Raw genomic sequence first — 15,571 nt, 5'->3', positions numbered from 1 at the left:
AGTAAAATACTATTTTTAACAAATGATCGCCTGGATTCTTTATATTTTACTCCACTCCTCATCAAAATACCGTACTAAAATCTGATTATCTAAACGATTTATTTCCACATCTACAGCTTTCATATCAGCTGGAAAATCGGTCATTTTCTGAAGATTATAATTATAATACTTCAAATTTGGAACACGCTGGTTTACACGATTAAAATTGACTCTCATATCGGGTGAGAAGAGGTTAAATCCCCATTCGCCAAAAGAAGGAACATAAGTATGATAGGCCAAATTATTCGGAAAAACAGATGCGATAGTCTCATAAATGCACCAATAAGATTTTGGTGCAAAATAGGGAGATGTTGTTTGAACAGAAACGATACATTGCGGCTCCATGAGTGGATATAGGCTTTTGTAAAAATTGTTTGTATAGAGTTTTCCCAAACTATAATTAGATGGATCAGGAAAATCGATAATCATCACATCAAATTTATCTTTTGCTTCCTTCACCCAAAGAAACGCATCCCTATTTATAACCTCAACACGAGAATTGTTCAATGCATTAGCATTATGCTTTCTCAACAGTTCATTTGTCTGGAACAATTTTGTCATCCCCTCATCCAGATCGACAAGCACTACTTTTTCTACAGAAGAATATTTTAAAATTTCTCTTACTGCAAGCCCGTCACCCCCTCCTAAAACAAGTACTTTCTTTGGACTTTTAGCAATAGACATCGCTGGGTGGACCAACGTTTCATGATATCGATATTCGTCCTTTGTATTGAATTGTAGATTATTATTTAAGAACAGCTGATATTCTCCTTTTGCCTCAGTCAGTACAATACGTTGATATGGCGTAGAGTGTTTATAAATAACATTGGTACTGTATAGCTGATTCTCGGAATATTTTAACAGTTCATTAGAGTAAAAAAACAAACCAATCAAAATAATAAAGCATACAAGTGACTTTATTTTAAGAATAATTGGATTTTTAAGTTGTTTACTCAAATAAAAAGAGAGAAATATGCCAACAGTAACATTGATAATTCCAAAAAATAATGATGTCCCCATTACCCCAAGTTTCGGAATGAGTAATATTGGAAATAATACAGAGGCAATAAGAGCACCGATATAATCAAAAGTGAAGACATTAGAAACCAAGTCTCTAAAGTTGACACGATCTTTTAAAATATTCATTAACAGCGGTATTTCCATTCCGCTAAGACATCCTGTTAAAAAAACAAAAAGATATAAGATCAACTGGAAATGTTCAACTTGTTGAAATAACAGAAATAAAATAACAGAACTAGTTCCACCAATTATTCCAATCAACAACTCGATATCTATAAATCGGTCTAAAAGATTTTTAACAATATACTTAGCAAAAAACGAACCCACGCCCATCGCAAAAAGATAGGACCCAATAATAAATGAAAATTGTTTTACAGAATCTCCTAACAAATAACTAGCTAATGCACCTGCAACCAGTTCATAAATAAGACCACATGTAGCAATTATGAAAACAGATATCAGCAGAAATATGGGCAGATTCTTTTTTTTATCCATGAATAGCTGCCGCAATAATAATCGATATGCCTAGAATGAATGCAGCAAAAACAATCGCTAATGCAATATTTTTGTTTTTAACGATTTCTTGCCATGATTTTTCAGGTGTTAACCTCTCTATAACCCAATAAGCAAATATAAAAACGACAATTCCGATTATAGAATAGACAATAGATGCCGCTATTCCTTTGTAAAAGATTTCATAATTCATATGACTATATATTTTTATTTGTGACTAGAACCATAATCCGAATATGTTGGTCGATAATAATGATACCGAGATCCGGTATATGTATTATCTTCCACTGTATTTACCTGATAAGATGTTGTGCAAGTTTTGATATATTTATTATAGTACTGTAAGCCTAAAGATAATCCAAACAAGATCACGAACCAGGATCCAAAGCCTTTATAATTCAATACCGCTAAATAATTAATTTCTTTATTGACAAACATAAGGCTATCTTTTCCAAGTCCTAACAATGAATTTCTTATCCACAAGACCAACAATACGAGCAAAACATAAGTAATAATTAAGCCCCAGTAATCTACACCTCCAAAAGTAATCTTGTAGTCTTCATTTAGATATACTGAAGCAACATTCTTATTAGTTGAGTAGGTTTCAAATACCATGTGATATGTGCCGGGCTCTACTTTGCAAAAACTCACCGAAATACCGCAAGCATGATTAACTTCATTATAATGATGTTGCAAAAGTGCTGTTTCCTGTATTTGGTTGGTAAGTTCATTAACCAACTTGATCCGAAGATGCACATTTGGAACATTAACATCTGAAATTCCTTGAAAAGTTAATTTTTGTGGTTCACTGCCATTTACACTAAAAGACTCCCCAATGTACTCATTATTCAATTTTGAGGAAGTAAATTTTTGATCAAATTGATAGTAATACTCCTGAATATTAGACCTGTTAATTAAAAAGAATCCTAGTCCGATTAAGATAACAAAACCAATGGTCAATATATTGAGGATCGTACTCGTCTTTTTCTTCCGGCTTAGGTATTCATTATAATATTCAAAGGTTTGAAAATAATCTTCTTGATTTTGATATGTTCCACTATAGTACTCGTTCACGTTTTCAATTATTTCATGCGATACGAAACGATCTTCATTGATACTATTGATATAAGTCTTAGCTTGAGATCTTGCATCAAGATCTTCAAAGACAAACCCTTCCGCGTACACGACCTTTAAAGTATCCTGATATTTTAAAATATAGGTCCTTGTCTGTAATTTAAGCCGATCTTCCTTTACTGATTTTATTTCTGGCAGTCCAACTGAATGTAGAATAGCTGCATAATCAGGTCCATCACTCCAGTAAATTTCGTTGTTTTTGGAATTGAGACCTACATATTCATTACTATACTCGCCATCTAGATTAACCCGTTGTATTTTGGTAATAACCACATAATCGTTTTTCTTTTCTCCAATCCGTTCCCCTAAGCTAGTCCATAAAATATATTCAGGCTTCGGAAAGACTTTAACAAAAGTCCAAGTTGTATGATCTTCACCTTTATAATAACTTCCGCAATTAGAACATACGAAACCCTTATAATCAACCACTTCAACATCAAAACCATGTTTAAAATTACATTTCGAGCAAATGATAAGCATAAACTATCGATTAACAATGGTTTCATTCAATACTGACGCATCAAAATAATGCTTAAAAACCTTCCCTAGCTCAAGTACTTTCTTCGTATTATCCTTGAGATAATTACATAGATAAATATCTAGTGTAAGCTGTGAAAACTCAGGCCATGTATGGATACAGATATGTGATTCCATCAAACATATAGCTACTGTGAAACCTTTACTGTCAAATTCATGAGATGAGATTCCGACAATTTTCAGACCATGATCATTTATTTGATGTATTGTAAAATCTAAAAAATTCGACATATCGGTTAATAGATTAACATCATTCACCTGAAGTGTTAACAATTGATGGGTTCCTGGCTTATACTGTTCGTTCATTTCTAAAAATGGTTCTCGGCTATGGCGGCAAATATATACATTTTTTTAATTTAAAAGATATTAAAATAGAGTAGATTAACCAACTTATTGCCCGATATGACACCTAGATTCATCGGCTATACGCTAATTATCTTATTCATAAACATCTGTTTGCATTTCAATCAACGTGTTTTTTAAAATAGAATAATTGCTCGTCATTTAAAGGTCTCATTTCAATAAATTAATTTAGATCTATTACAAATAATGTATATTTGTAATAAGGTATGATTATAAAAGCAAAGATAAAACAACATAATGAATGGCTATTTTGGGAAGAGCTTCCTGAGATCAGCTCGATCAATACCATTTTATCCGAAAAGCATATTGCAATCAATAAAAGCCCAATAAATATCAGTACCTATCAGATCCTGAGCAGAGGCTTGTTTGTGCTCTGCGCGGATATGCGTGTTTCAGCTCCCGTAGATATTATCTCGGAGATAGAAGGAGAAGCTGTCGTGAGCCAATTTATCCTCAGTAAATCAGAATCTGCGCATGGATTTACTTTCAGTAAACATAACATACGTTACATTCCTTCTCTTTACGAAGAGCATCCGATTCAGAGCAATCAGGACTTTCTGTATTTTATGGTCATCATGACACCTGAACTCTATCAGAATATGATCAGCATACATACGCCACTTCATTTGGAATTCAAAGAGAAGATGAAGGAAAAGAAAGTGATCTCCATTGTCGAAGAAGATCTTTTTGTTACCACAGAAATGAAGGGGATCATTGATAGTATTCGTACCACAACAAATAAAAATGAATTGAAGCAGATATTTGTCAATGCGCGCATTCTCGAACTCATCATGCTTCAGTTTGAACAGTTCAGTTTCATCAGCGATAAACTTACGGATCTTTTAAAGATCGAAGATGTTCAAAAACTGGAAGAGGCACAGCGGATCCTTCGCAATAATTTTGTCAATCCGCCAACACATAAGCAATTATCAAAATTAGTACTATTGAATGAGTTTAAACTTCGCAATGGCTTTAAACAACATTTTGGTACTACCATTTACAACTACATCACACGTATCCGAATGGAGGAGGCAAAACGTCTGATTTTAAATGAAAACAAAAACATGTATGAGGTGAGTACGATCGTGGGTTTTAAACATCAGGCTAGCTTTACACATGCATTTAAAAAATATTACGGCTTACTCCCTTCAGAAATAAGCCGTTAATTTACTTTTATACCTTTTGACCTTGCAATAGCGAACGCCATGATTCTAATTCAGGAATACCCGGTTTTCGTTTCCCAAAAAGTTGAACAATTAGATTTCCCTGCTTGTCGTAAACTTCCAATGCGTTTACATCACCATCCGTAGAAGGTTTTCTAACCTGCCATATTTGGTCAATCGCATCCATATTAAGATGCAGATTAAACTGTGGATCTAGTACATTAAACCAATTCTCCATAGTTACAAGTTTCTTGATCAATCCCGAATGTATCTGTATACAGCCTTTATTGCTAACAAAAACCATGACAGGAACTTCCTGTTCTGAAGCCTGGTTTAAGATTTCTGTAAATCGCTCTAATGGCAATTGCTCTGCGAAACCAGAAGGTGCTAGACGTAATGCCTGTGTCCGTTGTAAGCTATATTTACGTAAAATACCAAAGAATTCATGGCTATCCTTCATATTCAGCCAATCTGACTGAAACCTATCGACAGCAATTTCCGTATCTGGAATGGAGATATCGCTTAAAACTGCGGGAATATTGATTGTAAAATACGTCTGGTCTGCAGCACGATAAGAATTTACAAGTTCTTCATAAACAGCAATCGGATTAGAGTCTTTGGTCAAATAAACTTTATGAACAGCTAATCCCGCTGTATCAAAGAACTGGATACTCAAAAGATCTTTAACTTTTACAGCAAATGCATAAGCCCAATTCTGAATAAAAACGCGTAGGTCAATATCATCATTATGGAATAATACGACATGCCCCTCATTGGAAGGTGTGGGATACGTTCCTTTTCTTTCATGAACACATGCATCATTACGTGTCAAAGCCATAACATGCCCTAAGCGCGGTAATTCCTGCAAAATAGCCCAAATATCATCCTTAAGTAACACCACATCATCTGACAATTGTGTCAATAGAAGCTGTGCTTCACTTACCTTAAGTGCTTTTGCACAGTCGTAAATCCTTGCCTTAGGATTATCTTTTTTATAATTTTCGTACTTTTCTTTTAATTCCATCGCCAGTTCATGTTTATAATTTGAATTAAATTTTGCTGCTGAATAATGTACTGTACAGGTTTGTACAGACGGTGTCAGCGTAGCCATATCAGTACTCACTTTTGTTTGTACACCAAATATAGCATATATATTTTCAGGCTTGAGCACTTCAATAGGAGCTCCCTCCCACCATTTCCTACCCGATTTGAGCATCAATACACGATCGGCATACTGTGCAACAAGATTCAGTTCATGTAATATGGCGACAACACTAAATCCAACAGCAGTCAAAGCTTTCGCAATGGCTAATGTTTGATGTTGAAATTGGATATCCATACTCGCAACAGGCTCATCTAATAATAACAAAACTTCTTTCTGATCCCACACCTGTGCCAATACCCTCGCAAAATGAACACGTTGCTGCTCTCCACCCGACAGTTGCTGTATTTTTCTATCGCCCAGATGTTCGACTTCACAGATGCGCATACACTCTGCTATAGCCACGTCGTGTTGCTCCTGAGATGCTTTCAAATGATAGCGTCCCATACGAACGACCTCCTCGACTGTAAACGCCATAGCCATACTATTGGACTGATGTAGGAAAGCTCTCGCATAAGCAAGTTCTTTCAATGAGTAAGAACGAAGTGGTTTGCCCTTAAACAATATTTCTCCCTTTGCAGGTTTCAGATCGGAAGCCAACATACGTAACAAAGATGTTTTTCCGGCTCCATTTGCTCCTACAATTGCGTAAAATTCGCCTTTTTGAATAGAGATATCAATATCCCTTAAAATGGGACGCCCTTTGATTTCGTATGATAGTGATTGTACTTGTAGCATAAACTAGATTTTATTCTTGTCTCTGATCAGGATAAATAAGAAAACTGGAGTACCCAATAATGCTGTAATAACCCCAATAGGAAGTTCCAATGGCTGAATAATTAAGCGCGAAAGCAGATCAGCAAGTGTGAGGACCAATGCTCCGGCAATACTTGATGCCACGAGCACGTAACGATTATCAACCCCACCAATCAACCGGATTGCATGCGGCACTAATAAACCCACGAAGCTGATAACTCCGGAAAATGCAACAGCTGCGCCTACTGCCAATGTTGAAAACAAAATAACAACAATTTTCAACCGGCTTGTATTGACTCCCATCATTTCAGCTTGAGATTCTCCTAGAGCAAATACATTCAATTGTTTCGCAAAAAGAGGTAGGATAACTAAAGAAATCAAGACACAGGGATATAGTACTTTAATATTTTCCCATGATGCTCCCGCTAAACTGCCCAATGACCAAAAGGTGATGGAACGTAATTGTTGTTCAGTTGCTAAATAACTTAATAATCCTGTTAAGGCTCCTGCAAATGCATTCATAGCAACACCTGCTAAAAGCATGGTTGCAATATGAGATTTCCCATTGTTCATGGATATACGATAAACAATAAGCACTGTTAATGTTGCTCCTAAAAACGCGGCAAATGCCAGAACGTAATAACCCAGGCTTGCAGAAATCATAGGAAGTAACAAGCCTTCGAAAGAGATAACGAGTGCGGCAAAGAAAGAAGCACCTGAAGAAATTCCCATTAAACCAGGTTCCGCTAATGGATTTCGAAATATACCTTGGATAGCTGCTCCACTGATTCCTAAAGCTGCACCAACTGCTATTCCCATTAGAATTCTAGGCAATCGTATTTGCTCCAAGACATTCACAGTCAGCTCATCTATACCTGATGAAGCTTGAAGACCTATCTTATGTAATAGTATAGAGCAAACATCCCAAAAGGAAACCGAAATCGATCCCATCCCTAATGAAAATATGACTACGATAATAAGTAATATGCTGAGTAGCGTGTAAATTAAGGTATTTTTCATTACAGCAACTATTTTCCAAATAATTTTTCGTGCAACTGCTGTATCGCCTGTGGTAAACGCATACTGAAACCGTTTAACAAGGATGCATCCATAGCAATTACTCTTTTATTTTTACCTGCTGTAGTTAAATTAACACCTGGTAATTTCAAAATAGCTTCTTTTCCTCCTAAACTGGACATCCCAAAATCAAATAACAAAATAACTTCCGGATTGGCCTGAACTAAAGCTTCTGTATTATATGTTTTGTATCCTGTAAAACCTTTCATCACATTTTGAGCACCGGCTAACTTGATTACCGCATCAACGGCAGTTCCTGAACCAGATACACTCATTGCTCCTGCCCCACGTGCATATACAAACATCATTTTAGTTGCTTTACTCGATTTCCCCTTCGCAATTGCCGACTTTAGATCTTTCGATAATTGATCTGCAACCTGATTTCCCTTTGTAGTAACATTTAAAGATTGTCCTACTTTGCGAACCAATCCTGTTAATCCTGCCTCAGAAAATTCCTGTTTAAACAAAACACATGAAATATTCAAGGTCTTAAATTGCGCCAATACAGCCGCACTGACCTCTCCTTCAAAACCTAGTACGATATCTGGACGAAATGAAGCAATTCCTTCAGCCGTAATTGATCTGTTTTTGCTCACTTTAGGAATCTCTTTCACATAACTTGGATAATCGCTTGTCACATCAACAGCCACTAGATTAGCACCTAGCCCTAATGCATCAACAATTTCCGTCAAACTTCCACTTAAGGAAACAATTCTTTTTGGCGTGTTGCCCTGTGCTATAGCTACTGTATAGCTAGACCATAAAATGATGACAAGCGCAAAATTATTTAATATTTTCTTCATATAATTTGTTCATTTATGAAGAACAAAAATGGGCTTATTTAAACTAATTACAAATAAAGAGTTCTGTTTGCAATACGCTTACACTAATACACAAGAATAGATATAAACAACTTAAATACTCTGGTTAACAATAAATTAACTAAATAGCAGGGATCATTATGTCATTTAAATAATATCATATTGCACAAAAATTAATACGCTTTGCACAAATCAAAATACACAATGCATAAATAAACTTTGGCATTTTATGGAGATACTTGCATTATTATTTAGAATTATTACAAATAACTTTGAAGACAACACACTATCTATGCCTGCTATTTAGTTTTCTTTTTCTAATCGGGAAAAGCAATTCAGTGCTTGCACAACAGAATGCGCAATTTCAGGGGCTTATTGTGGATGAATTACAAAGACCGTTGGCAGATGTTAGTATTTTAATCGAACCAGACCGATCTACGACAAAAACAGATAATCGGGGAAATTTCATAGTCAAAAAATTATATGCCGGAACATATACTTATACTTTAAGTGCAATTGGATATGAAACCTTAACTGGCTCTATTGAGTTGATCGCAAAAGATAAGCAGCTACATCGCTTCCAGCTTCATAAATCGAATCAAGTTTTAGATGAAGCATTGGTTACGCAAGAGATTCAAAACCGTCCAACATTAATTGATCCTAAGAACTCTGCTATGCCGGTTACTATTATCGACAGGAAGGCAATTGAACTTATGGGGAGTAGACGTTTGGACGAGGTCTTAAAAGAACAGACAGGTATTGCTATTGTTAACAATACTGCTGGGGGTAACCGTTCTGTAGGTGTGCAGCTGCAAGGATTCTCTAGTGAATACGTCATGATCCTTATTGACGGACAGCCGATGCTCGGCAGAAGTTCCGGTAACTTTGACTTATCACGTATTTCGGTAACAAATATAGAACGTATAGAGATTATCAAAGGGGCTTCTTCTTGTCTTTATGGGAGTGATGCACTGGGAGGAGCGATCAATATCATCACCCGTTTAGGTAAAGTAACTCCTCAAATGCATGCAAATATTAACTATGGAAGTTTCAACGTATTGGATGCAACCTTAGAAGGTGAGACTTCCTTTAATAAAAATAGAGGAACAGCTTTACTCTCTACGAATTACTACCGTACGGATGGTTTTAATACAAACAAAAAATTTCAGTCAAGCGGAACCACGGTCCCACCCTACCAAACTTTTTCCATCCAGGGAAAAGTAAGACATCAATTGAAAGATAATCAGCATTTCATTGGCGCTTCAGGGCGTTATAACTATCGCCAATCCGATATGCACCGTGGTTACGGACAAGATTTCAGCACGCTAGATCAACAAAAAGAGACTGACATCAATGCTTCATTGTTCTACGATAGCCGTTGGAATGAACGCTGGAAATCACTTTCTACCTATTACGTATCGCATTATCAATCCGATAATAAAGTAACAGCACAGCAAAACAATGCCAATTTAGCTTCAGACAATTTCACACAGATGGTCCATCGTCTGGAACAACAATTTGCTTATCAGTCAGAAGGCTTAAATGTGACTATGGGACTAGGTGGCGCTATAGAAGCTATGGATCTTGCTGAAAATTTTGACAGCAAAAATCAGAAGAACTTCTTTTTATATACCCAAGCGAATAAAACAATCGGAGAAAAAACCACTGTTGTTGCAGGATTGCGCTATGACCAGACAGACAATTACGGAGGGCGATTAAACCCAAGTTTAGGTGTGACCTATCAATTGCTGCCTCAGCTTGCTTTGAAAACAGGTATAGGAACTGGATTTAAAGCTCCTGACTTCAAGACCCGTTATCAGGTGTTTTACAACCCTGCTGCCAATTACTACGTTATCGGCAATGAAGTTTTAAACAGTACTCTGGATGAAATGGATGCCGCAGGACAAATTTCTGAACGTCGCAATTACATCATCAATCAACTTGATGGTAACTTAAAAGCCGAGCACAACACCTCAATCAATGCAGGTTTGACCTGGAAGCCGTTAACGAATACAACAGTAGAAGTCAATGTATTTCGTCATCAGCTTAAAAATCAAATCAATAGTATACAGGTTGCTACAGGTATGCAAAACATGGCGATTTATTCGTATCAAAATTTACCAAAGTCAGTCAATAAAGGATTTGACATATCTTTTTCTACTCGGGTGTTAGAAAAAATCACAATCAATGCAGGCTATCAATACCTGATTGCGAAAGATATGAGTGTTGTTGACAGCATAAAACAAGGGAATTGGCCATTTAATACCTTAAGAGATCCAAAGACCGGAGAGACATTTACGCCAACATCAAAAGACTACTGGGGCTTAGAAAACAGATCAAGACATCAATTCAACATAGGTGCAATTTATCAAGCTCCTTGGAATCTGACAATAAATGCACGTGCTAACTACCGAGGGAAGTATGCATTTTCAGATGCAAATGGCAATCATTTTATTGATCGTTTTGACACATTTGTCAATCAGCATATTCTCTATAATGCAACTATTGAAAAAAAGTTTGACAAACTTCCTTTAACTGTCCGGGTGACTGGAGAAAACCTCGGAAACTATATTAATTATTTAATTCCAGGCCAAATTGGTCGAAGTTTATCCTTTGGCCTATCCTACAGATTAATAAAGTAAAAAGATGAAATTATCCATAAAAATATTCTTTTATAGTTGCATAGCAACAGTGTTTACTTCATGTTTTAAACCTAACATTGAGCCAGACATCTTAGCCGACGGAAAAAGTACGATCATAAAAGATCTTGCTGGTGATGTAAATGCTTATGTCGGAGCTGGTGTCGGTGGCGGAAACCCCAAAGAAACAAGAGACTTTTATACTTTCCTATTTCGGTTTTCAGATCAAAACCAGACTTGGTTAAAAAATCATACCGATTCGGTAACGAACTTTGCAAAAACAGATTGGGATCTTGCCTTTACAGGACAATACAATGGAACACTTTTTATAAATGATGGAACGATGGAAAATAATCCCGCTTACGGAAATCCATCAAGACACCGCGTCGTACTGATTAAAAAGCCATATGACCAAGTCGATTCAGCTCCTGAGGATATTGAATTTGAAAACTCAAAAATAAATGCATTCGGTATTATTATGGATGCCGAGTCGTCAGGCTGGTATGATTATAATATACAGCGTCATCTGGTACAGGCCATGCCTGACCGCACCTATGTCATCCGTTTAAGTAATGGAAAATATGTCAAGCTACAAATGATCAGTGTATATCAGGGTATTCACAATTTTACGCCTATTACTGACCTTTACTGGCCTGCCCCCTACTTTACTTTCCGATATTTCATACAAGAAGATGGAACAAAAAATTTAAAAACGAGTAATTTATAAAATTAATAAGCAAATATCATGTTAAACTTAAAAATCAAAGAAGCCACAAAAAATGGCCATCAAGAGTTAGAAAAAAATGTTATTTTTAAATTGAAGGCTATTGAAAATAACTTAGATTATGCAGACGTATTGAAATATTTCTATGCTTATTTCAATGCTGCAGAAGGAAACATTGAAGCGGCATTACCAGCAAGCTTAGCGTCTTACTATGCCACACGCAGAAATGCATCACATGTTGCCAAAGATATCATTGAACTAGGTGGTAGTTTAGAAAACTTACCTGAAGTTGTGTTACCGACGATCAGCACAAAAAACCAAGCTATCGGTGCTCTTTATGTACTAGAGGGATCTATCATGGGCGGGCCACATATTGTCAAAATGCTTCAACATAGAGGTATCAATTCGGGATTTAACTTTTTTAATGGTTATGGTGACCAATCAATGGAAAAATGGGCGGAATTTACTGCAATAATCAATGCAGAAGTTGCCGAAAATGACGAGCAAGAAGCTATCGATGCTGCATTAGCGACATTTGAAGCATTTACCAATACATTTAATTCAAAAGCAGTTATCTCGTAATTTTAAATCCGTGTAATCATGAAATCATCACACAAATTAAAAAGTATCCTGTGTGTTAGTGCTATTGCACTGACCTCTTTTCAATTTACAGCTTGTAAAAAAGATAAAGTTGAAGATCCAAAAGAAGAAGAAGTTTTCAAAACTGAAGGACTTAATGTTGCTGTACCAAGCGGTAAAACCATATTTTACGACTTAAAGAAACAAGAAGATGCGACAGAAAGCTCTTATACTTTTAAACTTTCAGGCATGTACGGGTCTCGTTTAGATTTGGGAAACCAAGGCTATCAAATGGGATATTTTGACTTGAAAAATACGAGTATCAAAGATATTAAATTGACCAATACAGCAGACTTTAACCAATTGGATGTTAAAGAAACTAATTTTTTAACTATAGATGCATCCACTGCAGGAGAACCGGCAAACGGTCCAACTTGGATTATTTATGACTATAAAAATAATCATGCTGTATACCCGACTGCAGATCGTTATATTGTATTCTACAAAAAAGCAGACATCACAAGTGGTGCACAAACTGAAGTCATCATTATGCAAGCAGATAAAGTAACAGCCAAAGATGGAAATGCACGATACCAATTAAAATCGGAATCGCATGATATCAATATCCTTAAAGAAAAAGAAGTAAAAACGGGTACTGTTGCTGTTCCTTCTGGTAAGACAGCATTTTATGATGTGTTAAATGATAAAATTACAGAAACTGTCGAAACAAGTCTAGTAAATTTCTCAGGAACTTCCGGTACAACTCTTAAACCAAGTACAACAGCTTATAAATTTGGATATTTTGATTTAAAAGGAAAGGCTATTGAAGATATCAAAATCGCGAACTTAAAAGAACTTGATTTTAAAGAAGCAACATCATTAGGATTAGATGCCACAAGCATGAACGTACCAGTAACAGGTCCAACATGGATGGTGTACGCAGGTGCTCCAACACATGCTGTATATCCTACTGCTGATCGGTATGTATTATTGTATAAAGGAACATCCTTATCTGAAAATCCAAATGAAGTCATCATCTTCAAAGCAAATGAACTCGTTACTGCAGGTAGAGATGTGACCTTTAAATTGAAAATAAAACAGTTCATAAAATAGACCTAAAAGTCAATTTTTATAATAGCATGAAGCATCTTGATTTGTATCAAGATGCTTTCTTCTTTTTAGTACGATGTATGATATCTCCGTGATATTCGGTCTCTTTTTTGAAATCAACTGATTTCAGCATAACTTAGGGAAGGTAAAAAAATCTTAGATCTGATCATTTTACGCAGCAATACAGACATTCAAACTACTGCAACCATATTGCTTATACTGCATTTTATTTCCGAACCCTAGTCAACAATATAAATAAGCTATTTAAAAACAGCCGTACTTATTTCTTGTTTAATTGGAAAGTCCTACTATATTTGCCGTTCGATAATACTATTTACATCTTAAAGATCTACAACGTGCAGACTATGAACACTCTTGTGTTGATAAGAAGCTCAGACCTATTTGAAAGGACATAATTAACTATTGATGAAAAAAATCAAAGATATTACGACACTAGGATTCGCCTTATTTGCTATGTTTTTTGGAGCTGGAAACTTACTGCTACCTCCTTTTATTGGTTTAAATGCGGCAGATCAATGGGATTGGGCAATAGTAGGTTTTGGGCTTACAGGTATTTTACTTCCTCTGTTAGGCGTTTTATCGATCATCAATTCAGGTGAATCATTCAAAGATTTAGGTAATCGAACTCATCCTTATATAGCCACTATACTGGGTATTATCATCATGCTGGGTATAGGGCCTCTAATTGCCATTCCGAGAACAGCCGCGACTACTTTTGAAGTAGGTTTATTGCCTGCATTTCCGAACTTATCTCCCATCTGGGGTTCAATACTATTTTTTGCGGTTACTTTTATCCTTTCTATCCGCCCTTCCAAAGTCGTGAATGTAATTGGAAATTTTCTAACACCGTTACTTTTGATTTTATTGATCGGTATGATCATCATGGGAATTTTGTTTCCTTTATCACCGAATACCGCACATCAGATGGAATCCATGCAAGCCTTTAAGCTTGGTTTCATAGAAGGGTACCAAACATTGGATGTGTTGGCTTCAGTCATTTTTAGCAGTATTATTATCGCTGCAGCAAAAGCCAAAGGATATGAAAAACTTAAAGATAAAAATAGAATCGTCACGAGTGCAGGTTGCCTAGCAACATTTTGTTTATTATTGATCTACGGTGGTTTAGTTTTTTTAGGGGCAAAATCTGGATATCCTTTATCTCCAGATGTAAAACGGGCAGAGTTACTCCTGTTTATTTCGCATAAAATCTTTGGAAGCTATGGGGTGCTTGCCATTTCAGTGAGTATTGCTTTAGCGTGCCTAACTACTGCAATCGCCTTAACTTGTGCTGTAGGTACATTTTTTAGTCAGCTGTTTAATAATCGAATTACCTACGAGTGGATTGTCATTATTTGCTGTCTCTTTTCGGCAGTACTTGCCATAACCGGCGTGGAGTATATTATTCAAATTGCTTATCCATTTTTAGCATTCATTTATCCAATTGTAATTACCCTCGTACTCTATGTACTTATCTTTGGTCGTTTGATTAAATCTAGACTACCCTACATTGGAGCTTTAGCAGGAACAACACTTGTTTCTACAATTTATCTCTTAGCAGGATTTGAAATACATATTAAAGGAGCTGAAAATATATTAGCATCAATTCCTTTGGCGACATATGAACTGTGGTGGGTTATCCCTTCAATTGTTGGATTTTTATTGTTTTTGCTCTTGGATAAGTTAAAAGTTAGCCGCTAGATATAATATCCTAAAATGGGTTGTTGTCAAAGAGTATGATAACAACCTTTTTTCATAACCGCTATATACAAAACCAAATTTCCCGTCAGAACTATTGCTGGTGCAAGATAAATGTGGCTATCCTCATGCATTTACAGCATCAGCAAACAATTATAATTTCAAAAGAAGAGCTTGTGTCATACCGCGGTATTTCGACTAGAAGTTTAAATCGTGTCTTAAAAAGGTTGAGCCACGAAGTCAACATTAAGAGTTAATACTTCGCCACTTTTTATACT

The 15,571-nt window shown here is 36.0% G+C and carries 13 protein-coding genes; 6 read left to right on the top strand and 7 right to left on the bottom strand.

Features of this window, described 5'->3' with window-relative positions:
- Positions 1-39: 39 nt before the first annotated feature.
- From FHR29_RS02620 to FHR29_RS02605, 4 genes are read right to left on the bottom strand one after another with little or no spacing between them, the layout of a single operon-like run.
- Positions 40-1,554 carry a polyamine aminopropyltransferase gene (locus tag FHR29_RS02620; RefSeq protein WP_183912119.1) on the bottom strand — a complete coding sequence of 505 codons (1,515 nt, stop codon included), beginning with the start codon at positions 1,552-1,554 and terminating at the stop codon, positions 40-42.
- The gene (locus tag FHR29_RS02615) at positions 1,547-1,765 is read right to left on the bottom strand and encodes a DUF350 domain-containing protein (protein WP_108160091.1); all 219 of its coding nucleotides are present in this window, start codon (positions 1,763-1,765) and stop codon (positions 1,547-1,549) included. Before FHR29_RS02615 ends, FHR29_RS02620 begins: the two co-directional genes overlap by 8 nt.
- 14 nt (positions 1,766-1,779) lie before the next feature.
- Positions 1,780-3,186 carry a hypothetical protein gene (locus FHR29_RS02610; protein WP_183912117.1) on the bottom strand — a complete coding sequence of 469 codons (1,407 nt, stop codon included), beginning with the start codon at positions 3,184-3,186 and terminating at the stop codon, positions 1,780-1,782.
- Between the two features lie 3 nt (positions 3,187-3,189).
- Positions 3,190-3,549, bottom strand: coding sequence for an S-adenosylmethionine decarboxylase family protein (locus tag FHR29_RS02605; protein ID WP_183912115.1), 360 nt, complete (start codon positions 3,547-3,549; stop codon positions 3,190-3,192).
- 263 nt (positions 3,550-3,812) lie between these two features.
- Between FHR29_RS02605 and FHR29_RS02600 the strand changes: the two genes are divergently transcribed.
- The gene (locus FHR29_RS02600; RefSeq protein WP_021189896.1) at positions 3,813-4,772 is read left to right on the top strand and encodes an AraC family transcriptional regulator; all 960 of its coding nucleotides are present in this window, start codon (positions 3,813-3,815) and stop codon (positions 4,770-4,772) included.
- Positions 4,773-4,779: 7 nt separating this feature from the next.
- On the opposite strand, the gene FHR29_RS02595 is transcribed toward FHR29_RS02600, so the two are convergent.
- The 3 genes from FHR29_RS02595 to FHR29_RS02585 are packed head-to-tail and all read right to left on the bottom strand — an operon-like array spanning position 4,780 to position 8,507.
- Positions 4,780-6,609 carry a heme ABC transporter ATP-binding protein gene (locus tag FHR29_RS02595; RefSeq protein WP_183912113.1) on the bottom strand — a complete coding sequence of 610 codons (1,830 nt, stop codon included), beginning with the start codon at positions 6,607-6,609 and terminating at the stop codon, positions 4,780-4,782.
- Between the two features lie 3 nt (positions 6,610-6,612).
- Entirely contained in the window at positions 6,613-7,647 is a 1,035-nt protein-coding gene (locus FHR29_RS02590; RefSeq protein WP_183912111.1) for an iron ABC transporter permease, read from the bottom strand.
- 8 nt (positions 7,648-7,655) lie between these two features.
- Positions 7,656-8,507: a hemin ABC transporter substrate-binding protein gene (locus tag FHR29_RS02585; RefSeq protein ID WP_132842273.1), complete on the bottom strand. Its 852-nt coding sequence runs from the start codon at positions 8,505-8,507 to the stop codon at positions 7,656-7,658.
- A gap of 290 nt (positions 8,508-8,797) precedes the next feature.
- Here FHR29_RS02585 and FHR29_RS02580 point away from each other — a divergent pair, with 290 nt between their 5' ends.
- The 5 genes from FHR29_RS02580 to brnQ all read left to right on the top strand — a co-directional run bounded on the left by FHR29_RS02580 (position 8,798) and on the right by brnQ (position 15,296).
- Positions 8,798-11,167, top strand: a complete 2,370-nt coding sequence (locus FHR29_RS02580) for a TonB-dependent receptor (protein WP_243656025.1) — start codon at positions 8,798-8,800, stop codon at positions 11,165-11,167.
- Between the two features lie 4 nt (positions 11,168-11,171).
- Positions 11,172-11,891: an HmuY family protein gene (locus FHR29_RS02575; RefSeq protein WP_132842271.1), complete on the top strand. Its 720-nt coding sequence runs from the start codon at positions 11,172-11,174 to the stop codon at positions 11,889-11,891.
- A gap of 18 nt (positions 11,892-11,909) precedes the next feature.
- Positions 11,910-12,470, top strand: a complete 561-nt coding sequence (locus tag FHR29_RS02570) for a biliverdin-producing heme oxygenase (protein ID WP_132842269.1) — start codon at positions 11,910-11,912, stop codon at positions 12,468-12,470.
- A gap of 18 nt (positions 12,471-12,488) precedes the next feature.
- Positions 12,489-13,580, top strand: a complete 1,092-nt coding sequence (locus FHR29_RS02565; protein ID WP_183912109.1) for a hypothetical protein — start codon at positions 12,489-12,491, stop codon at positions 13,578-13,580.
- 423 nt (positions 13,581-14,003) lie between these two features.
- Positions 14,004-15,296: a branched-chain amino acid transport system II carrier protein gene (gene brnQ / locus FHR29_RS02560; protein ID WP_183912107.1), complete on the top strand. Its 1,293-nt coding sequence runs from the start codon at positions 14,004-14,006 to the stop codon at positions 15,294-15,296.
- The last annotated feature ends 275 nt before the right edge of the window (positions 15,297-15,571 follow it).

This window comes from Sphingobacterium sp. JUb56, assembly GCF_014191365.1.
In the GTDB taxonomy this organism is placed as follows: Bacteria; Bacteroidota; Bacteroidia; order Sphingobacteriales; family Sphingobacteriaceae; genus Sphingobacterium; species Sphingobacterium anhuiense.
The sequence above is the reverse complement of the archived record's forward strand: the minus strand, read 5'-3'. Positions and strand labels throughout refer to the sequence as shown.

Coding starts and splice junctions, on each gene's coding strand:
- FHR29_RS02595 (WP_183912113.1), bottom strand. CDS start 6,609: ATGCTACAAGTACAATCACTATCATACGAAATCAAAGGGCGTCCCATT.
- FHR29_RS02585 (WP_132842273.1), bottom strand. CDS start 8,507: ATGAAGAAAATATTAAATAATTTTGCGCTTGTCATCATTTTATGGTCT.
- FHR29_RS02610 (WP_183912117.1), bottom strand. CDS start 3,186: ATGCTTATCATTTGCTCGAAATGTAATTTTAAACATGGTTTTGATGTT.
- FHR29_RS02565 (WP_183912109.1), top strand. CDS start 12,489: ATGAAATCATCACACAAATTAAAAAGTATCCTGTGTGTTAGTGCTATT.
- FHR29_RS02575 (WP_132842271.1), top strand. CDS start 11,172: ATGAAATTATCCATAAAAATATTCTTTTATAGTTGCATAGCAACAGTG.
- brnQ (WP_183912107.1), top strand. CDS start 14,004: ATGAAAAAAATCAAAGATATTACGACACTAGGATTCGCCTTATTTGCT.
- FHR29_RS02600 (WP_021189896.1), top strand. CDS start 3,813: ATGATTATAAAAGCAAAGATAAAACAACATAATGAATGGCTATTTTGG.
- FHR29_RS02615 (WP_108160091.1), bottom strand. CDS start 1,765: ATGAATTATGAAATCTTTTACAAAGGAATAGCGGCATCTATTGTCTAT.
- FHR29_RS02590 (WP_183912111.1), bottom strand. CDS start 7,647: ATGAAAAATACCTTAATTTACACGCTACTCAGCATATTACTTATTATC.
- FHR29_RS02605 (WP_183912115.1), bottom strand. CDS start 3,549: ATGAACGAACAGTATAAGCCAGGAACCCATCAATTGTTAACACTTCAG.
- FHR29_RS02570 (WP_132842269.1), top strand. CDS start 11,910: ATGTTAAACTTAAAAATCAAAGAAGCCACAAAAAATGGCCATCAAGAG.
- FHR29_RS02620 (WP_183912119.1), bottom strand. CDS start 1,554: ATGGATAAAAAAAAGAATCTGCCCATATTTCTGCTGATATCTGTTTTC.